Consider the following 18,941-nt stretch of genomic DNA (forward strand, 5'->3'; position numbering starts at 1 on the left):
AAGGTGTTAGGATATATCCACGGGGCGGCTTTTGAGTTTTACCTTCCAGCGATCAATTTGTTTTTTGAGCCGTAACGTGGTATTTTCTTCAGGTTCTGGAAGGACTCCCAAAAATTTTGCCCCAATTTTAAGGTAATTTTTGAAAAAAGTATTGCTACTCAGCCCCCATTTTAATATAAATTGCGTTCGGCCGTCGTTGCGCTTGACCCGCGCGGTGCTTCGACTTGCAAAATGATACACCCTACTTTTGCCAATTCCCTTGTAATACCGAACCCCATAATGCCAGAGTTTTATCATAAAGTCGGGGTCGCTGTACATGCCAGGGAAAAACTCAATGCTTAACCCACCTACGGCCCGATACACAAACGTTGGTAACACCATCGGGTACCATTGGCTGCCATTCCAGTCGTTTTTGGGAAAGCTGGCGTATTCCGACAAAAAGGCTGCTTCGTCAAACTCTGAAGGGTGTTTGCCGTAGTTTTTGTTGGTAATCACACAGGCATTGCCATTGTCAAAACCTTCAATCATCGTTCCGCTGATGCACCACTTATCGTTTTTTTGCTGTTTTATTTCTTCCAACAAATAAAAATCCCAATCGGGACAAACATACATGTCGTCGTCGATAAACACCAAATAATCGGCCATGGCCAAGTGAGAAGCGGCGTTGAAGCCGTAACAAACCCCTGAGTTCTGGCTACTTTTGGTATAGCTAATATCTCCCTGCGCTTTTACCCATTCTTCGGTACCATCTTTTCCTTCGTTGACATGAACGACGATTTGGTGCTGATAACGGCTATTTTTTCGGAGGCTATTGACAAGACACCTGAGGTAGTCGAGGTTGTTCCACGAAGGAATGAGAATCGAAAAGACGGGAGAATAGGGGAGGGAGACTTTTGTGTGCGTAAACTCCATGAAAGTACTTTGAGAATGAAAAAACGGAGCCTCTCAGGGGGCGTTGATTGCCTCCTTGAAAAGCTCCGTCAAATTAAATTTACCAACCTTTTTGAAGAACGTACGCAATGTATCGAATGTCGTCTTCGGTCACGCGGGCGTGTAATGGAAGCACGAGATAGCGCTCTTCGATGGCATCCATTTTGGGGAATTGCCCTGGAGTACGGCCTCCAAAAATCGAATATTTATCGTTGCGATAATGCACTTGCCCCGACTCAATACCGTGTTCGCGGAGGTGACGCATGAGGTCTTCGCGGTGATCCACTTCGGCTGTGAGTAGCCATGCCGCGTGTTCACGATCTGTGTATTCACTACCAATCACCCGAATGCCTGGAATATCTTTGAGCAGCTCGCAGTACAAGCGGTAAAGCCGCTGACGATGTGCCAAATGTTCGTCAAATTCTTCCAAACCTGCCAAGCCTAAACTGGCTGCAATGTCGGTCATTTGGTATTTGTAACCTACTTCTACAATGTCGTTTTCCCAAATTCCTTTTTGTTTGCTGGTGCGGTCAATGCCAAACCAACGTAGTCGCTTTGCTTTTTCGACCAAGGTTGGGTCTTTTACTACCAACATGCCGCCGTCGCCCGTTGTAATGTGTTTGATGGCTTGGAACGAAAACATCGTAAAGTCGCTTTCGCTACCGATGTAGCGCCCTTTGTATTTGGCACCCACGGCGTGCGCCGCGTCTTCGATAATGAAGAGATTGTGCTTCTTTCCGAGTGCCCACAGCTCATCCATGTCGCAAGGAAGACCACCGTAATGAACGCAGACAATTGCCTTTGTTTTGGGCGTAATGAGTTGCTCCACGTGTTTTACGTCGATGTTGAGGTTGTCATCCACATCGGCAAACACAATGTTGACTCCCATGTAAAGGAATGGGATGTTGGTGGCCGTACAAGTAAATACGGGGGCAATGACTTCATCGCCTGGTTGCAAATCGGCCAACAAATATGCCAAGTGAAGCGCATCCGTCCCTGAGCCAACTGCCAAGCATTTGTTAGGGTACGTAAATTTTAACTCGAAGCGACGTTCAAATTCGTCCACTTTAGGGCCTTGGCCAATCCAACGTGAATGAAGGACTTCTGTGATGTTAGAAGCGGCTTTGGCAGGAATGTTAGGGTAGAACAGTACAATACCCTCCCTCGTATCCATAACAGGATACTCATTCATGGGTTTCTCCAGAATCTTGTCAAGAATCATACAAAGTTTGATAGATAATAGTACTCGTTTTTTCTCAAAATTGGGCTGTGGAAAGAAGTGTAGGCTAAGCACTTCTTTTGTTAGAGAGACAACATAACTTCTAATCGCTCAATAAAGATTCCTGAATATCCAAAAACCTTGTTTGTTTAGATATAAAACCGTATTGTCGAGACAAATATACAATAAATAGCGATAATGCAATATACAATATAGAAGAAAACAAGAGAAATCAAAATTATTTTTGAAGACTATTTCAGTGTATTGATTTACAGTGAGTTATTGGGTGTGTGGGGCCAGTTTGGTGCTGGAAAAATGGTGATTTTTAATGATTTTTGGGCTATTTTAAGGACTTTTTAACCACTTTGTAGTGACTTTTTAATCTGAAATTGGGCGACAAAAGCATTTTTTTTCAAAAGTTTAGTGTGATACCGCTTTTAGCCCGATGATAGAGCCAATTAAAGTAACAAGAAATAGGAGTCTCCAAAAAGTGATGGGTTCTTTAAATACAATGATGCCAATCAAAACAGTACCGACCGCACCAATCCCCGTCCAAACGGCATAAGCAGAGCCAAGAGGTAGTGTTCGAGTTGCTTTCAGCAAAAGCCCCATACTAGCACAAAGAGCGACCAAAAAGCCAGCGTACCATGCATACATTTCGTTGCCCGTGCTTGTTTTTGCTTTACCCAAACAAAAGGCAAATAGTACTTCAAACAAGCCTGCGATGGTCAAGATAATCCAATTCATTCCTTTTTAATTTTGAGCAAAGGTCTGAAATTAGCTTGGGACGGTATTTTACAAATGATAAATAATGAGGTCTATTTGAGTTCGGCTCTGATTCGGCTCAAACTCACTTGGGTTATCCCCAAATAAGAAGCAATGTATCCTAACTGAACGCGCTGAATGAGGGCAGGATTCTTCTGCAAAAGCTCGTTGTAGCGTTGGCTTGCCGTTCGGAACTGCCGAGAGATGAGCCGTTCTTCTGTTTTGACAAGCTCTTGTTCGGCAAATTTTCTACCCCAATTGGCAAGGTGAATGTCTTGGCCGAAAAGTTGTTGTAGGTCGTATATTTTGAGTTGATATAGGTCACAGTTATCCAGCAACTCTACGTCTTCATAGCCTTTCTGGTTTTCGACGTAGCTTTTCATTGAAATAACCGTGTCGCCCTCTTGTCCAAACCAAAACGTAATTTCATTGTCGGGGGTTTGGGCATAAGCGCGGACAATCCCCTTTTTGATAAAATAAATATCCGTTTCGATCTTGTCGGCTCGCAACAAAATGTGCCCTTTGGGATAGCTCACTTCGCGAATATACCTTTTGAGCGAAAGTCTCGACGGCGCTGGAAGCAAGTATATTTTATCAAGTAGTGGGTCTAGTAAATCAGGCTGACTTGCCGATGCGTCGTCCATTTTGCCTTGTATGGTCATCGTACTATTCCATTGTTTAGTAAACAACCTTCCCTTGGTATATGAGCGACTTAATGGGAGAGATGCGGGAAACTGCTTCGGCCGAACAGCTCGCATCTACCAATACCACATTGGCGTCGTCGCCTGCTTTGGGCCACTGCTGTTCGCCTTTGTCAGTAAGCGGCAAAGGGCCTGCGGTGGCCAATTTTAAGATTCTCGATAGCCCAAACTCCGTAGCATACCCGTACAGCTGAGCAGCCAAATTGGCTTTTTGTAATACGCTTCCTGTTCCGAACGTATTCCAATGATCTACAATGCTGTCGTTGCCCGTCATGACGTTGACCCCGTACTTCAACAGCGTAGGAATGGGCATGATGGTGTTCCCAAACGGAATGGTTGATAAAATTCCGATGCGGGCGGCCGCAAGTTTTTCGGCGATTTCTTCTTGTTTTCCTTTGTCGAGTTTGGCCAACGCAAAAGCGTGACTGACGTAGGTTTTGCCTTTTAACACAGGATTTTCGTTGACTTTTGCCATCAGATACTCAATGGTTTTGAGCCCAGATTCCCCCGATTCGTGCAAGTGAATGTCAATGCCTTTGTGGTGATCTAAGGCCAATTGGATGGTAAAATCCATGGTTTTTTCGATAGCGCCGTCTAGGGTAAACGGGTCAACGCCCCCAATGAAATCAATGTCCGTTTGAGCGGCTTCTTTCATGTACGGGGCTGAGTCGGTATAAAACACCCCATGCTGAGGAAATGCCACCAATTCAGCGCCAAAAACGTTTTTTTTGTTACGCAGGGCTGTTTGCAGGTTTTTCAACGATTGGAGCTTAGAAGTTGGCTCAATGTTGACGTGACTGCGGGCAAACCCCGTTCCGCGCGATTGTAGCAATTCGATGAGTTTTTCGGCTTTTTGGGTCGAATTTTTGAGCATTTCGGGCAAAATCTGCTGCTCTAGCGCAATCATGCCTTTTACGCCGTTGGTTCGTCTTTTGGTCGCCTGCCACTTGTCGCCGTAGAACGTTTTGTCCAAATGGATGTGCATGTCTTTAAACGAAGGCAGCATCAAAAGGCCCTTCGCGTCGATGGCATCAGCGGATGGTTTTTGGGAGCTAATGGTGGTTATTTTTCCATTCGTAATTTCCACCGAAAACAAGCCCGTTTTTGTGCCAATCACCTCCTCGCCTTCGTAGTCAAACCCTGTTTCAAGGCGTACGTTTTTTAAGGTATATTTGTTGGCATTGCCCGTGGAAGCCCCCCACGCAATTCCTTTTTCGGGAGAGAGCAGCGAAGTACTGGGTGCCAATGAAAGCCCAGATAAACCTACGATGGAGTGTTGAAGAAAGGCTTTGCGCGAAAGGGAGGACTGGTTCATGTGGTAAGTTGTTTTATCCTTTGGTAGATTTTTGATTGAGCAGCACCATCATTTCGTCTATGCGTTTTTGGCGTGTTTCGGGGCGTTTGGCAAAAAGCAATCGGGCCAATAGTTCCTTTTTAGCCGACTTACTCAGTCCCAAAAACTGAGTCATCAATCCCTCTTGCCCCACAAGTGCTTGTTCCAAATCGGGAGGAATGACTAAGGCTTCCACATCGTCGAGCATAGTCCAAGAGCCATTGCGTTTTGCCACTTCGATACTTGCAAAACCCGCTTCCGTCATCAGTCCCGCCTCGATAAGCTGGTCAACCTTTACTTTATTAATTTTTGACCACGTACTTTTTGCCTTGCGAGGGCAAAAAAACTGGTGCGATTTTTCGGAATCGACGGTTACTTTTTTGCTGTCTATCCAGCCAAAGCACAGCGCGACGTCCACAGCCTCGCTCCAAGTAATGGAGGGAATAGCCGACGATTTTTTATAAAAAACAACCCAAACGGCCTGTTGAGATTGGTGATTTTGTTCCAACCAAGCGCGCCATTCCGCACTATTTTTGGGGTAAAACACGTCGATAGTCATAGCTAGTGGCAGGGGCATCTCGCCCGTCATTTTTAACCAAAGCACCTCACCTAGCTAATATCCTCATGGAAAGATTGGGTTGCATAGCTACGGCAAGGCGACCTTGCTAAAGATAGATAGCAAGTGTATTGAAATAAGCTAAGTTTCAAGCGGCAAAGCCGCTGCAAAAGGGTTTGGCAAAGCAGCTTTATGATGAATTTTATGTTGAGTAGGGTATTGTTTCTATTAACAATTATACTAACCTCAATCTTTCATTCGTTTAATTTTTAACCATTTAATACGTTATTTTTTATTGAAAAACTACTACCTCACATTTCTATGAAAACTATCGTTTTATTCACAGTCTTGGCAGTAACATTGGGACTTTCTGCCTGCGAACAAATAGCTACCGAGGATTCGCCAACTCCCACGACCCCTGAGTTGACATTAGTCGAAAGAGCAAAAAAATATGCGGATGACCATCCTGAAATTCAATCCCCTGTCATAGTCACTAAACTTCCTAAATCTGCCATAATATTTCTTGGACCCACCACAACTTACACTTACAATTTTGACTATAACGCAGAGGATCAATTGAAAACTATATCAACTGATACGGGTCCTGTCTTTGAAGTTTCTACAGATTTTATTTCCCAAAAAGCTACCAGCAAATTCGGGGCAGAACAAATGACTTATCAACTTAACCGAGAAGGGCTTGCAGAGAATGCAGAGGGTATATTAGCGAGTAATGGGAAAAAAAACAAAACCCAATATTTTTACAAAAATGGGTATTTGATAGGTATGGCCGATGATTTCTATCTGACTACCTTAAAGTATAGCGGGAATGGAAATTTATTGGAATGGAATGGTGTAAATCATCAACGGGTCAGGGTTCAGATCTCCTATGAATATACCGATTATCCTAACAGTATTCATCAGGAAATATCCTCTTGGCAAACACCTCATTTCACTTACCGAGGGAGCTTTTTAGGGAAATACAGTAGTCATTTACTCAAGAGAGCAATCATGAAAGAAAACGGTGCCAGTACAACAATGGATTTTTCGTACACCTTTGACGCTGCTGGTCGTGTTTCTGGAATGCTGATTAAGCGAAATGGTGGATCAATTGATGTTTTGTACGAATATCGTTATTAGACCTCTGTAAAAATCCGCTTTTTCAGTTCTCCGATGTCGCGAGCGTCCCGCTCGTGACAAAAATTATCAGGCTTCTAGCCTTTGATTGCGAATGGCTTGGTAGTAACAAACACAAGCGAAACCCTCGCGCTATCAGGATTGTAAATTTTGAAATTTAGTCCTACGTTTGACGTATGAAACGCGACGATAGCCTGTGGAAAGCCATTTTGGAAGATGTTTTTGACGATTTTCTGCGATTTTTCTTTGAAAATGCTGATGAACTCTTCGATTTTGAGCGACCTTTTGAATTTTTGGACAAAGAACTCGAACAACTTTTTCCGACCAACCCTGACGATTTCTCGCCCAAATATGTGGACAAACTTGTAAAAGTTTTTACCAAGGAAGGGAGTGAGCAGTGGATTTTGGTTCATATCGAAGTGCAGGGAAGTAGCGATGCTACTTTTGAACATCGCATGTTTCAGTATTTTTACCGCATCTACGACAAATACCAACGCCCTGTGACGGCTTTTGCCATTCTGACCGACCGCAATAAGGGCTTTAAACCGAGTCATTTTCAACAAACCTATTTGGGTACCCGTTTGCGCTATGATTTTAATGTTTACAAGGTGTTGCATCAGCGAGAGGACTTACTTTTAAAAAGCGAGAACCCTTTTGCGATGGTTGTATTGACGGCATTGGTTGCTTTGAAGAAGGGGAAAATAACCGAAGACGAGTTGTTTAGCAATAAAGTGGCTTTGGCCAAAAGTCTTTTGGAACGACAATTCAGCAAAGACAAAATCAGGGCCTTGATGAACTTTTTAAAACTTTATGTTCGTTTTGGAGAGGTGGAAAAAAACCATAAATTTGAGGAAGAAATAGCACTGTTGGCCAATAAAACAAAGAAAACCATGGGAATTGAAGAATTTGTCTTGGAGCGTGAGCGGCGTATCGGCGAAAAGAAAGGTATCGAAAAAGGCATTGAAAAAGGCATTGAAAAAGGCATTGAAGCCAAAAGCCTCGCATTTGCACAAGCTTTGCTCGCCGAAACAGATTTTGATGATGCCAAAATAGCCTCTTTGACAGGGGTAAGCCTCGAAGTTGTGCAAAAATTGAGGGCATTACAAAAATAAAACGTCACGTTGTGACCTCTGCGCTTTCGCCAGGATGACTTTTAATCATCATCTCTCACCAAGAGACGAGCCATTGCGAGGGCATCTCATCTAGCTAATATCCTCATGGGAAGATTGGGTTGCATAGCTACGGCACAGGCGACCTTGCTAAAGATAGATAGCAAGTGTATTGAAATAAGCTAAGTTTCAAGCGGCAAAGCCCCTGCAAAAGGGTTTGGCAAAGCAGCTTTATGATGAATTTTATGTTTAGTAAGGTATGTTAAATAAAGAAAAATGTGCCGAAATAAACTAGCGTTTAAATCGGTACAGTTGTACTTTACACTAACAAAATCAAGTGGTTATGATTGACGCTTCCATTTTAAATCCGACTTCCATTTTCATGTTTCTGCTACATATTTTTTTAAGAACTCAACCTAACTGAGTAATCTTTCCTGAAATGGGATTGCCAATAAAACGCCAATAGGACCATTTGTGTAGTATGTATTGCATAATACCTTGCATAGCAATAAAATTGTAATAAAAAAGATATTATGCTGCACAAGATTGAGCCTCTCGAACAAATTCCTTTTTGGTTCCCAGGTCGTTGGGTTGGAGGAATTTCCATGATCATTGCTCCACTCCTACTATTGTTTTCTCAACTGCTTCTCCTCCAATTTGATTTCTTCTTTCCCCAACAACTTGAAGCATTTGATCAACTGCCAACTCAAGTGACGTCTGCTTATAGTCTTTTTCTGGCGGGCAATATCCTTTTGTGGCCAGCGGTAATCACTTTATCGAAATTGGTTGGGAAAAGAGAGCCCGTTTGGGCACAATGGGGAGGAACATTAGTGATACTGGGCTTATTTGCTCGTACCTTCCACTATGGGATCAATCATTTAGCCTTTCAATTAGTGAAGGTGCAAAATCTGCCACTGGCCACTAAGGCCGTCGCCGACTCCTATGGTGCTTTCCATATCGTCTCCAGCCTCTCGGCAGCCATCATGGTTGGCTGGGTTATCCTGGCCATTGGGACATATCGTTCAGGCGTGCTGAGTCTGGTAGGCTCCCTTGGCTTAGGTCTGATGTCGGCTTTGATGCTAGGGGTACTCAAAGGGGCTTCCCTTGTATCGGTCCTTGCTACAATGGGTCTCTGCGTAGCTCTGTTACCCCTTGGCAAAGGAGTGTTAATGGCTGGCCCCATGCCTACAGGTCGAACGATTCTAAGTTGGTCATTATTGATATTAGGCTTAGTTACCCTAATGTATTTTTTCGGAGAAGTAGGCTAATGAAATTGGATATGCATATCATAGTAATCTCATAAAACGCCCGTTTATAAAACAAAATTTATCTCCAAAACGGGCGCTTTGTGAGAATGGCTCTAGCTGCTCAAAACTTTTTCCAACCAATACATTACCGACCTCAAATTGTCGTCTCATAAATCAATGTCTCATTTTTGCAGGAAGGTTGACTTTGTGATACACTTTTAGGCAATAATGGCTTTGTGGCATTTTTTGAACGGTCGTTTGTAAAATGCCATAAAAATGATAGAAAAGCGCGATACTCTCGCTAGCTAAAGTCCCTATTTATTGCTCCAGATACCCACGAAACTACACAAAAAAAGCGCTGGGCAACCAGCGCTTTTTTGCTTTTATTTCTTCTCTTCCACGGGTGGGGGAGCGCCAAAACGCTTGTGGCTGTTTTTGAGTTCGCCGTGTGAATTAATCAAAATCAGCGTCAAGAGGGCAATGCTCGCGATGACAAGTACAAAGTTTTTGCCCCACTTTGATAGGTCGATGGCACGAGGCGTAAAACTGACCTCGGCGTTGCGGATAAGGACCGCTACCACCACCCAATTGACGATATAGAGGTATTGCTCAATGCGGTAGCTGCTCAAAAATGCCCCCGTTACTAGTAAGCTATACACTACATACAGCCCCCAATGCCCCAAAAACAAGGCATATACTTCGGAGGCGGAGTAGGAGAGTGGATTGGTTTTGGTGAGGTAGTAACGTACCCACCACAGCGCAGCCATCAACAAAACAAAAGCCAACGCCACCAACTGTACCGTACGGTAAATGTCGCTTTCGGGGGCAAAATCGAGTTTGCTAAAGATACCTTGCAGACGCTCGACCGAAAACGATTGTTCCCACACCACGTAAGGAATAAAGAGCATGGACATCAGCAGCGGAAACCAAGTTTTGGACTTTGGTTGGGTGTCGGCGGTGCGTTCCCATTCCGAGGTAAACGTGCCGTAGGCCATGCCCAATCCACCAAAAAAGCCCAACGAATATTCCATCACGTTCCAGAAATTGAACTTGATGCCCGTCAGTCCGCCCAATACTTGCAGGAAATTGCCAAACGCAAATCCAAAGCCGCCCCCAAGTCCCGAAAAGGCCGCTACGCGCAAGGCTGAGGTGTGGTTATTGCGGACGAGGTACCACGTCAGCGCGGCGGCCGCGCCAAACACCGCCGCCCACATTTCGGAGCGGGGAGGGGTCATGTACCATTCAAATTCTTCAATCAGGAAAAAATACGCAACGGCCGCGCCTACAACCATCTCAACGGTGGCTTCGTGCCATTTGACGGGTTTTTGGGGACTGTCGGCCAGCGCCAACCCAAACAATGCCCCTCCTACGTAGCCGTACAAACCTCCAATCACAAAGAGCATGAGCAGCCCGTAATAGACGTTGATAAAATCATCGCCGCGCCCGTAGCCGACCAAAATTCCGTAGCTGGCGATTCCGCCCAACCCCCAGCCGATGGCTCCCGCGAGGGTAGCGGCAAAGAGCTTGGCGTACCAGTCGGTGCGGCGCGCGACAAATAGAATGCTGAGGGTGCCCACTGCCCCCGCCCAAGCCGCACCGTACTCGTGCCCGAATTGGCCGCGAATGGCCCAAGCGGTTCCGAGCGACATCGCCACGAGGAGCATGGGGAAGTAAAGTTGTTTGTTTTTCATTGGATAAGAAAGGTGTTTATCAGGGTTTAGTATCGTTTTTAGATATACCTTTTTGCCCTTGAAAAAGGCTATTTGAGTAGTCTAAAAAACTAGCTAGTCAGTATTGTAATTATCCGATGAACATTAAAAACCTCCCACCCGTGGAAATAACAGAAAAGACCGTCAAAAAGAGTTTTGCGTGGCCTATTTTTGACGAAACCGAAGTAGAAGCCGTCGCCGAAGTGGTTCGTAGTGGCAAATGGGGCAACCCTGATTGTGGCGATTTGGTCGAGGAGTTTGAGAAAGAATTTGCGGCTTATTGCGGTAGTAAGTACGCCATTAGCTGCGTCAATGGCTCGGTGTCGCTGCGATTGGCCCTGATTGCCTGCGGCGTCAAGCCTGGCGATGAGGTTATCGTTCCTCCTTATACGTTTATTGCAACGGCATCAACGGTGATTGAGGCCAATTGTGTGCCTGTTTTTGTTGATATTGACCCTGAGACGTACAACATCAGCCCCGCGGCCATCGAAGCCGCCATTACGCCCCGTACCAAAGTGATTATTCCCGTGCATTTTGGCGGGCAGGCTTGCGACATGGACGCGATTATGGACATTGCAAAACGCCACAACCTGCGCGTTATCGAAGACGCCGCGCACGCCCACGGTGCCGAGTACAAAGGCAAAAAACTGGGGGCGATTGGAGACGTAGGGAGCTTCAGTTTTCAGTCTTCTAAAAACCTGACGGCGGGCGAGGGCGGCATCGTTGTCACCGACGACGACGAACTGTACGCCATGATGCACTCTTTGCGTAACGTGGGGCGTATCGAGGGTGGGCAGTGGTACGACCACTACAACCCAGGCTGCAACTACCGTATTACCCAAATGCAGGCCGTGCTGTTGTCGGCGCAATTGAAGCGGTTGGAGCAACAAACCCTCGTGCGCGATGCCAACGGCCTTTATTTGAATCAATTATTGGAAAATATCGAAGGTATTACTCCCCTGAAACGCGGTTTTGGCGAAACCCGTCACTGTTACCATTTGTACATTATCAAGTACGACAAAACGCATTTTAATGGGTTGTCGAAAGTGGAGTTTGTGGAGCGTTTAGCGGCCGAAGGCGTCCCTTGTTTTAGAGGATACCCCCATCCGCTGTACAAGCAACCGTTGTTCCAAAACAAAAACTTTATGTGTTATGCCATCCCCGATTACGTGGATTACAGCCAAGTACATTGCCCCGTAGCTGAGTACGCCTGCAGCGACGAAGGAGTGTGGATTTTGCAACACGGAATGTTAGGAACGAAGGAAGACATGGAGTCGTTTGCCGAAGCGATTCTGAAAGTAAAACGCGAGGCATAACCATCCACCAACTATTTCTTAACTCATGTTTAAACAACGTACTTTTTTGCTTTTGATTGCGGTGTTAGGTGGTATGCTGACGACCTATGCCCAATCGTTATCCCTCAAAAATGCCACCATTTTGGTATCGCCGTCGGTGCCAGTGCCTATGCGCGAAACGGCTCCTAAAGTTCTTACAGAAGAAATCAATAAACGGACGCAGTTGCTGCTCAAGCCCGCTACGGCTTGGCCCAAAACGGGCGTGACGGTGGCAATGGCGCTGTCGAGCGACCGTGAACTGTTCGGGAAAGCGCTACCTGCTCGAAAAGCGGGCGATGCGGCCGAGACTCGGGCGGAAGGTTTTCGGGTGGTGGTCGATGGGCAAACGCTCTGGATTATCGGTGCCGATGCCCGTGGGGTGTTGTTTGGAACGGGTTGGGTGCTGCGCCACTTGGAGATGTCGGCGGGGAATGCGTTGCTCGCACCTACGACCGACGTCGCGACGGCGCCCGCGTACCCGATTCGCGGACATCAGCTGGGCTACCGCCATACCGCCAATTCGTACGATGCGTGGACGGTTGGGCAGTTTGATCAATACTTCAGAGAATTAGCGATTTTTGGTACCAATGCCGTTGAAGGGATTCCGTTTCACGAAGATGAAAAACCCAATCCGCATTTTAAAATTCCTGCGTCGGAGATGCGGGTAAAAATGGGAGAGTTGTGCCAACAATACGACCTCGATTACTGGGTGTGGACGCCCGTGACGTTTGAGCTGACCGATGCCGACAAGCGTGCGGCGGAGTTGCGATTGCACGAAGAATTTTACAAAAAATGCCCCCGCCTCGACCACATTTTTGTACCAGGCGGCGACCCGGGTGACAATCACCCCAAATTGGTATTGCCTTTTTTGAAAGACTTACACCAGTTACTGACGAAGTACCACCCCAAAGCCAAAGTGTGGGTTTCATTACAGGGTTTTAATGTGGAGCAAACTGATTATTTTTACCGCTATTTGGCCGAAAATAGCCCCGATTGGCTGCAAGGCGTGGTGTCGGGGCCAGGAAGTCCGCCAATGGCTGAAACGCGTTTTCGTTTGCCAAAAAAATACCAGCACCGCCAGTACCCCGACATCACGCACAATGTTCGCTGTGAGTTTCCCGTACGCGGTTGGGACCAAGCCTACGCGCTGACCCTCGGTCGCGAAGCGTCCAATCCGCGACCTTACGCATTCTCTGAAATCCACCAAACGTACGCTCCTTTTACCGACGGCTTTGTGTCGTATTCGGACGGCTGCCACGACGACGTCAACAAGGTAGTGTGGAGCATGAGAGGATGGAATCCTACGATGGATGTACGTGAGATTATGACCGATTATACGCGCTTCTTTTTTGGAAAAACCGCCACTGAAAGCGCCGCCGATGGCATTGCCGCCCTCGAAAATAACTGGAAAGGCTCGCTGGTTCAAAACGGTGGGGTAGAGGCTACGTTTGCTTTTTGGAAAGGGCTGGAAACGGCTAATCCTGCTTTGAAAAACAATTGGCGTTGGCAGATGCTTTTGCTACGCGCCAACTACGACACCTACACTCGCCGCCGATTGGTGTATGAGCAATCGCTTGAAAAACAGGCAAATGGAGTGCTTTCTCAGGCAACAGAGCTAGGCACTGAAAAAGCCATGAACGAGGCGTTGAAGCTGGTCAATCGGGCCGACCAACAAAATTGTGCGCCTGAGTTACGTCAAAAAATAGAACAATTGTGTGCCGATTTATTCACGTCGATTGGTTTGCAAACAAGCGTCAAAAAACACAATGCCAAAGGCTATGAGCGTGGTTGTGTATTGGATTTTGTGGATTATCCGCTCAATAACCGTTGGTGGTTGGCCGATGAGTTTAAAAAAGTGTCCACTTTACCCTCGGAGGAAGCCAAAAAAGTACGTTTGAAAGAAATAGCCACGTGGGAAAATCCAGGGATAGGAAGTTTTTACGACGACGTGTCGAGCGTTGCGAAAGGGTCGCGCGTGAAGACGATTTCCGAAGATGCTACCGACGTGGCATGGTGGGAAGACGGTTTCAGTCGGACTCGTTTGTCGGCGCAATTGTTCCAGAAATGCCCTGAATTAGAATACGATAATCTTCAAATGGACGCGCGGTATATTGTTCGGGTAGTTGGGTCAGGAGAAGCGCTGTTGCGCGTGGATGGGCGTCGTTTGGAACCGATTACCTATAGTCGCGAACCTAATGGCGTTAAAGAATGGATTGTGCCCTTGACGTTGACCCAAGACGGAAAATTGCACGTTACGTTTGATGAACCCGAAGAGTCACACCTAAACTGGCGAAAGCAATCCAAAATCTCGGATGTTTGGTTGTGGAAGCAGTAGTTGCAACCATATAAGACATATAAGGGATTATAAGAAAAACTTATAGGCCCTTATATGTCTTATATGGTTCAAAAAATTAGCTGCAAAAAACTACAACTCCCGAATCCGAATAGCTCGGAAAGCGGCCTCGTCGCCGTGGTCTTGAAGGAGAATATGCCCCCCAGGCATTCCAAAATCCTCCACCTCCTTAAACTTACTCGCCGCCTTCGCCTGCTTAAACTCAGGACTGCCAATGGTATATTCGACCACTTTTACGCCGTTGAGCCAGTGCGTTACGCGTTTGCCCTCTACCCGAATCCGTCCACGATTCCATTCTCCGATGGGTTTTTGTTGGCGCGAATTGGGTTCCATCAATTCATACAAACTCGCTGTACGTCGTTTGTCGTTGGTATCGTTGGCAATGTCTTTGTTGCCCAAATCGTCAATCAGTTGATATTCTGGTCCTAACAGGGAACCGTTGGGGTATTTTTTGACAAAATATTTAAGACCTGTATTGGCACCAGGAGCGAGCTTAAATTCAAATTCTAAATCAAACTGCGAGTAGGTCTTTTTGGTAATAATATCTCCCCCCCGCACCACTGCTTTGCTTTCCCCTCGGCCTTTGTTGACCACCAATTCATTGTTTTCGATGGCCCAGCCTTCTTTAGGAAACTGGTCGCTTTTGGCCGAAGTCCAGCTTTGGGTTGATGTGCCGTTAAACAGCCATTCCCACGAACTTGGGGTGTGTAATTGTACCGATGGGTGCATGGTATATAGGCGGAATTGTTTGCCATCGTTTACCAGCATCCCGCTCGATTTGTCGCTTCCGAGAATAGGGTTTTGGTCGTATTTTGTCCAGTGAATGAGGTCATTAGAGACGGCCACGTTGGTGCTCCATTCGCGCCAATCTTTAAAAGCCGAGGCGTGGTAATAACCGTAGTATTTCCCTTGGTACTTGATGACTTGGTTCATCGCTACCGCAAATTTGTCGTAGCCATCAGGGCCTAAAGCAATGACAGGTTCATCTTGAACGTTCTTCCAAATTTTCAAATCGCGGGAGGTTGCGAGCCAAATTCCCAAGTCGGCCCGCTCGTAAAAGAGGTACCACGTTTTGTTTTCGTACCAAATCGCAGGCGTCCCGTAAGCCCCTTGGCTGATGGGTGTTCCGTTGGTTTGGCGAATGTCCAAATTGCCTTTTTCTTTCCAGTGAATACGGTCGGTAGAAGTAAGTAAATGAGCGACGTCGTCGCGGCCTTCGGCAAACATGTAATAAACGCCATTCACTTTCACCACTGACATATCTTCCACCCAATCCAGCCTATAAATAGGGTTTTGAGGATGGCGCTTCCAGTGAATTCCGTCCGTGGATGAGGCGTAACCGAGAAATTTGGTGGATTTGGGTTCGTTTTTGTAGCCCGTGTACCAAAGGTGGTAGGTATTTCCTTCGCGCAGGATATATCCCCGTTCGCGAATTTTTTCGTCCCACGTTTTTTGGCCTGTTCCTTCAAAAACGGGATTTTGAGGGTAGGTTTTGAAGTCCACGATTTCGGAGGGAAATTGGGCGAATGAATTATTTAAACATCCCAATAGCAAGAATAAAAATAATAAGATAGGCATGGTGGGTGAAATTAGATGATTCCATTTGGTCTTTGAGTCCTGTGTCCGTTTGTATCTATCTGAAAGTAGGTGCTTTTATATTCCTTTCGTATAGCAACTATCACGGGTTCTATTCCAGAAAAAACAGTCACCCAGATTGAATAAAAACCATGGCCGTAGGCAGTAAGTGCAATTTGTTCAGCCATGGCTTGGGTTGGATTTATGTGCCAATTTCTTAGTGAACTTTTGGCAATTAACCAAGCTTGTAACCTGAAAATCCAACGGCTATCGGCGTCTGTTGGAGCATTAAGACCACCAGGTTTTCTGTCTAGCCCCATGAGGTCGATTGTAGCCTGAGCGTTAGCTTGAACAGAGGTGGCTGCTGGTTGCATAGTATGCTGTTCTGAATAGACGAAAGCTAAATCGCAGTTATCTCTATCTGGCCAGAGGTATCCAATGCGAGAGGTATTGCGGTTGCCTTTGACGGTATTACAATACTTACAAGAAATCAAGAAGTTTTCCCAATCAAGCGGAGCGCCACCGTGACTTCGAGGTACGATATGCTCTACCTCCAACATATTGGTGACTTTCATTTCACAGTAGGAGCAACACCAGTCAAGTTTATCCCCTAAATCATTGCGGGCGTCTCCCCAGTTTGCATAGACGTTGGGCGCATTTCCTTTATCTACGGGTCTCATCGTCAGCTTGTTTGGTCAGTCTTATTTGGTTCATGAATGCGTCGTAAGCCTGGTTTTGGCTAAATGGTTGTAGCAATTCCGCGACTTTCAACTCCAGAGACTCTTCCACTTCTCCACTTTCTAGCGCTTTATAATATTCTTCCGCAGCATGATAAAGCTCTTTCTTCTTTTCGCTCCATTGGGGGTTTTCCACCTCCTGTTTAGTTTGAGCAATGTCTTCTATGCTCAGTTGATTGCCACCAGAGACTTCAATCGTGTTATTTTTAAGCTTTAACAATTGGCCTTCTTCCGCTTCTTGAATTAGAAAAGGGGAGTGGGTCGTAGCGATAAACTGGATATTTGGGAAAGCCTGTTTTAGCGAAACAATGATTTGTTTTTGCCACTCAGGGTGCAGGTGTAAATCTAGCTCATCAATCAATACAATGCCATTGCTTTTTTCTAACGCTTCTTCTTTTAGATGTGGGTTCAAGACAAGGCATTTATAGGCAATGTCGGCAAGCATTGCAAAAAGATTACGGGTACCATCGCTGAGGTATTCAAAGGGAAGTATTTTACCGTCGAACAGCTCTATTTTTAATCCTTGAATTTTGTCCTCATCAAACTCATAATATATATTTTTACAATTTGGTAAATTGTTGATAATGAGTTTTTTAATGGATATTAATGCAAAGTCTTCTTCTCTTTTTTGGATAGCTGACTGTTCTTTCCCTTTGTACCATTTTAGGAAAATTTTGAAAGTCGAAATCGCTTGTAAGCAGCTTTTATAAGCCCTAAATCTGCTGGCTATCACTTGCTTCGGCTCTTTGATAGTTTTACGCTCTATCAAATCTTTCCAAAGGCGTCCTGTAGAATAATATGCTAAAACAGGCATGGTGATTGGAACGCCATTTCTAACTTGTTTATCAAGTATTTCGGCAGTTTTTTTGATTGTATTTGCCCGCTTTGAAAGTGTGCTCCCATTTTCAGACACTTGCTCTCGCGTCCAAGAAATAAATGAATTATCAATGTAGCCCTGGGCCGTAATCTCCACGGGAAATTGTTTTTCCTGAAACCCATCAAACGTACGAAGACGCACATCGGCTTCTCGGATACTTCGAGAGTCGGTGCCGTTTATTCCTAAAAAAAGAGAGCCCATAGCGATAGTAAGAGCTTCAAGTACGGCTGATTTTCCACTGCCATTGTCGCCAATAATAAGATTAAAATGAGGGTGTAGCGGGACTGAAATTTCTTCAAATCCTCTGAAATTTTTGATGGTAATGTTATCAATCCTCATAATGGAACTATTTTTTGACAGTGATTACTTTTACGCTTGATAACGCTAGTCTTTACTCTTTCCCCAGTGAAAATGTGATGCCAAACGTGTTTTGGAAACGAACGGGTTTGCCCCATTTTACGGCGGGACTCCAGTTGTTCATTAATTTGATGAGACGTATTGCTTCTTCGTCGCAACCGCCACCGATGCCCTTGATGACCCGCACCGATTCTGGAATTACTTTCCCTTTTTCATTGATGATAAAGCCTAGCCATACCTTGCCGCTGATTTTCTCTTTGGCGGCCTTTTCTGGATATTTCATGTTGTTGGCAATGACATTGCTTATGCCTTTTAACCCAGAAGCGTAGGCGGCAGGAACTTCCACGTCGGGGGCGATAAAGCCTTCGGTGAGGCTTTTGGCGTAGATGTCGCTGCTATCGGCCAATACCCTCGCTTCGGCAGTGTAAGGCGATTGGGGGTAGCCGCTCACTTTACGAAAGAGTTCTCCTGCTCGTTGGAAGTCGAGTTGTTGGTAGCGTTGTTTGGCAAGGGTCCAATAGTTGGTCATCAGCGTGGCTTGTACGGTGCTGTCTTTGGGATTAATGTCTAATATTTTTTCATACACAGTCATGGTTACTTTGGCGGCGTCCGCATCTTTGGATAACTCCTGAATCGAACGCCAAAAACCTAAGCACTTGTCGCAGTTTTCGAGTTGCATGATGAGGTAGTCATCATTTTCATTGCCAGTTACTTGTTTTGCCTTTTCGTACAGTTCTTTGGCTTGTTGATACTTGCCTGCTAAAAAGAGTTTGTCAGCTTGAGCTTTGTGGCCAGTGCTGTCTTTGGGTGGGGTAGATTGCGCATGTAATGCGTTACTTATCAGGAATGTTAGTAGGGTCAGTAGTGTAAGAAATTTCATATTTTTGGGTTAGATAATTTTGGGCAAAAATACCTTGATTTCTTAATTCTTCCACTATTTTTAATGTCGCTTTATGCCTTTTTTCTTTTTAAAGTTCAACTATTTCATTATTCTCTAAAACTAAG

The 18,941-nt window shown here is 45.5% G+C and carries 16 protein-coding genes; 5 read left to right on the forward strand and 11 right to left on the reverse strand.

Features of this window, described 5'->3' with window-relative positions; translation table 11 throughout:
• Positions 1 to 6: 6 nt before the first annotated feature.
• The 6 genes from AC23N5_RS08110 to AC23N5_RS08135 form a co-directional block, all read right to left on the reverse strand.
• Complete coding sequence (locus AC23N5_RS08110; protein ID WP_487755158.1) at positions 7 to 912, reverse strand: glycosyltransferase family 2 protein; 906 nt, start codon at positions 910 to 912, stop codon at positions 7 to 9.
• A 79-nt stretch (positions 913 to 991) separates the two neighbouring features.
• Positions 992 to 2,122, reverse strand: coding sequence for a DegT/DnrJ/EryC1/StrS family aminotransferase (locus tag AC23N5_RS08115; protein WP_487755159.1), 1,131 nt, complete (start codon positions 2,120 to 2,122; stop codon positions 992 to 994).
• Between the two features lie 447 nt (positions 2,123 to 2,569).
• Positions 2,570 to 2,896 carry a DMT family transporter gene (locus AC23N5_RS08120; RefSeq protein ID WP_183973233.1) on the reverse strand — a complete coding sequence of 109 codons (327 nt, stop codon included), beginning with the start codon at positions 2,894 to 2,896 and terminating at the stop codon, positions 2,570 to 2,572.
• Positions 2,897 to 2,967: 71 nt separating this feature from the next.
• Positions 2,968 to 3,576, reverse strand: coding sequence for a Crp/Fnr family transcriptional regulator (locus tag AC23N5_RS08125; RefSeq protein WP_487755160.1), 609 nt, complete (start codon positions 3,574 to 3,576; stop codon positions 2,968 to 2,970).
• Positions 3,577 to 3,592: 16 nt separating this feature from the next.
• On the reverse strand, positions 3,593 to 4,930 hold the full coding sequence (locus AC23N5_RS08130; protein WP_487755161.1) for an amidohydrolase: 1,338 nt from the start codon (positions 4,928 to 4,930) through the stop codon (positions 3,593 to 3,595).
• 13 nt (positions 4,931 to 4,943) lie between these two features.
• The gene (locus tag AC23N5_RS08135; RefSeq protein ID WP_229601313.1) at positions 4,944 to 5,525 is read right to left on the reverse strand and encodes a YdeI/OmpD-associated family protein; all 582 of its coding nucleotides are present in this window, start codon (positions 5,523 to 5,525) and stop codon (positions 4,944 to 4,946) included.
• Positions 5,526 to 5,825: 300 nt separating this feature from the next.
• Between AC23N5_RS08135 and AC23N5_RS08140 the strand changes: the two genes are divergently transcribed.
• From AC23N5_RS08140 to AC23N5_RS08150, 3 genes are all read left to right on the forward strand, one after another.
• Entirely contained in the window at positions 5,826 to 6,641 is an 816-nt protein-coding gene (locus AC23N5_RS08140; protein ID WP_487755162.1) for a hypothetical protein, read from the forward strand.
• Between the two features lie 173 nt (positions 6,642 to 6,814).
• The gene (locus AC23N5_RS08145; RefSeq protein WP_487755163.1) at positions 6,815 to 7,750 is read left to right on the forward strand and encodes an Rpn family recombination-promoting nuclease/putative transposase; all 936 of its coding nucleotides are present in this window, start codon (positions 6,815 to 6,817) and stop codon (positions 7,748 to 7,750) included.
• A 530-nt stretch (positions 7,751 to 8,280) separates the two neighbouring features.
• Positions 8,281 to 9,015: a hypothetical protein gene (locus AC23N5_RS08150; protein WP_487755164.1), complete on the forward strand. Its 735-nt coding sequence runs from the start codon at positions 8,281 to 8,283 to the stop codon at positions 9,013 to 9,015.
• A gap of 362 nt (positions 9,016 to 9,377) precedes the next feature.
• Here the strand turns inward: AC23N5_RS08150 and AC23N5_RS08155 are convergent, their stop codons facing one another.
• On the reverse strand, positions 9,378 to 10,685 hold the full coding sequence (locus AC23N5_RS08155) for a hypothetical protein (RefSeq protein WP_487755165.1): 1,308 nt from the start codon (positions 10,683 to 10,685) through the stop codon (positions 9,378 to 9,380).
• 116 nt (positions 10,686 to 10,801) lie between these two features.
• Here AC23N5_RS08155 and AC23N5_RS08160 point away from each other — a divergent pair, with 116 nt between their 5' ends.
• Together AC23N5_RS08160 and AC23N5_RS08165 are read left to right on the forward strand one after the other, a co-directional pair.
• On the forward strand, positions 10,802 to 12,019 hold the full coding sequence (locus tag AC23N5_RS08160; protein WP_487755166.1) for a DegT/DnrJ/EryC1/StrS family aminotransferase: 1,218 nt from the start codon (positions 10,802 to 10,804) through the stop codon (positions 12,017 to 12,019).
• A gap of 25 nt (positions 12,020 to 12,044) precedes the next feature.
• Positions 12,045 to 14,372: a beta-N-acetylhexosaminidase family protein gene (locus AC23N5_RS08165; protein WP_487755167.1), complete on the forward strand. Its 2,328-nt coding sequence runs from the start codon at positions 12,045 to 12,047 to the stop codon at positions 14,370 to 14,372.
• A gap of 90 nt (positions 14,373 to 14,462) precedes the next feature.
• Here the strand turns inward: AC23N5_RS08165 and AC23N5_RS08170 are convergent, their stop codons facing one another.
• From AC23N5_RS08170 to AC23N5_RS08185, 4 genes are read right to left on the reverse strand one after another with little or no spacing between them, the layout of a single operon-like run.
• Positions 14,463 to 15,968 carry a 3-keto-alpha-glucoside-1,2-lyase-like domain-containing protein gene (locus AC23N5_RS08170; protein ID WP_487755168.1) on the reverse strand — a complete coding sequence of 502 codons (1,506 nt, stop codon included), beginning with the start codon at positions 15,966 to 15,968 and terminating at the stop codon, positions 14,463 to 14,465.
• Between the two features lie 11 nt (positions 15,969 to 15,979).
• Positions 15,980 to 16,645 carry an HNH endonuclease gene (locus AC23N5_RS08175; RefSeq protein WP_487755169.1) on the reverse strand — a complete coding sequence of 222 codons (666 nt, stop codon included), beginning with the start codon at positions 16,643 to 16,645 and terminating at the stop codon, positions 15,980 to 15,982.
• Positions 16,629 to 17,918, reverse strand: coding sequence for an AAA family ATPase (locus AC23N5_RS08180; RefSeq protein ID WP_487755170.1), 1,290 nt, complete (start codon positions 17,916 to 17,918; stop codon positions 16,629 to 16,631). Before AC23N5_RS08180 ends, AC23N5_RS08175 begins: the two co-directional genes overlap by 17 nt.
• A gap of 52 nt (positions 17,919 to 17,970) precedes the next feature.
• Complete coding sequence (locus AC23N5_RS08185) at positions 17,971 to 18,816, reverse strand: TonB family protein (protein ID WP_487755171.1); 846 nt, start codon at positions 18,814 to 18,816, stop codon at positions 17,971 to 17,973.
• Positions 18,817 to 18,941 lie beyond the last annotated feature (125 nt).

The organism is Runella sp. R5_40, assembly GCF_057652295.1.

Excerpts from the sequence above, each read along its gene's own strand:
- AC23N5_RS08185 (WP_487755171.1), bottom strand. The coding sequence starts at position 18,816 with ATGAAATTTCTTACACTACTGACCCTACTAACATTCCTGATAAGTAAC.
- AC23N5_RS08120 (WP_183973233.1), bottom strand. The coding sequence starts at position 2,896 with ATGAATTGGATTATCTTGACCATCGCAGGCTTGTTTGAAGTACTATTT.
- AC23N5_RS08110 (WP_487755158.1), bottom strand. The coding sequence starts at position 912 with ATGGAGTTTACGCACACAAAAGTCTCCCTCCCCTATTCTCCCGTCTTT.
- AC23N5_RS08130 (WP_487755161.1), bottom strand. The coding sequence starts at position 4,930 with ATGAACCAGTCCTCCCTTTCGCGCAAAGCCTTTCTTCAACACTCCATC.
- AC23N5_RS08135 (WP_229601313.1), bottom strand. The coding sequence starts at position 5,525 with ATGCCCCTGCCACTAGCTATGACTATCGACGTGTTTTACCCCAAAAAT.
- AC23N5_RS08115 (WP_487755159.1), bottom strand. The coding sequence starts at position 2,122 with ATGAATGAGTATCCTGTTATGGATACGAGGGAGGGTATTGTACTGTTC.
- AC23N5_RS08145 (WP_487755163.1), top strand. The coding sequence starts at position 6,815 with ATGAAACGCGACGATAGCCTGTGGAAAGCCATTTTGGAAGATGTTTTT.
- AC23N5_RS08140 (WP_487755162.1), top strand. The coding sequence starts at position 5,826 with ATGAAAACTATCGTTTTATTCACAGTCTTGGCAGTAACATTGGGACTT.
- AC23N5_RS08175 (WP_487755169.1), bottom strand. The coding sequence starts at position 16,645 with ATGAGACCCGTAGATAAAGGAAATGCGCCCAACGTCTATGCAAACTGG.
- AC23N5_RS08125 (WP_487755160.1), bottom strand. The coding sequence starts at position 3,576 with ATGACCATACAAGGCAAAATGGACGACGCATCGGCAAGTCAGCCTGAT.
- AC23N5_RS08160 (WP_487755166.1), top strand. The coding sequence starts at position 10,802 with ATGAACATTAAAAACCTCCCACCCGTGGAAATAACAGAAAAGACCGTC.
- AC23N5_RS08155 (WP_487755165.1), bottom strand. The coding sequence starts at position 10,685 with ATGAAAAACAAACAACTTTACTTCCCCATGCTCCTCGTGGCGATGTCG.
- AC23N5_RS08165 (WP_487755167.1), top strand. The coding sequence starts at position 12,045 with ATGTTTAAACAACGTACTTTTTTGCTTTTGATTGCGGTGTTAGGTGGT.
- AC23N5_RS08170 (WP_487755168.1), bottom strand. The coding sequence starts at position 15,968 with ATGCCTATCTTATTATTTTTATTCTTGCTATTGGGATGTTTAAATAAT.
- AC23N5_RS08180 (WP_487755170.1), bottom strand. The coding sequence starts at position 17,918 with ATGAGGATTGATAACATTACCATCAAAAATTTCAGAGGATTTGAAGAA.
- AC23N5_RS08150 (WP_487755164.1), top strand. The coding sequence starts at position 8,281 with ATGCTGCACAAGATTGAGCCTCTCGAACAAATTCCTTTTTGGTTCCCA.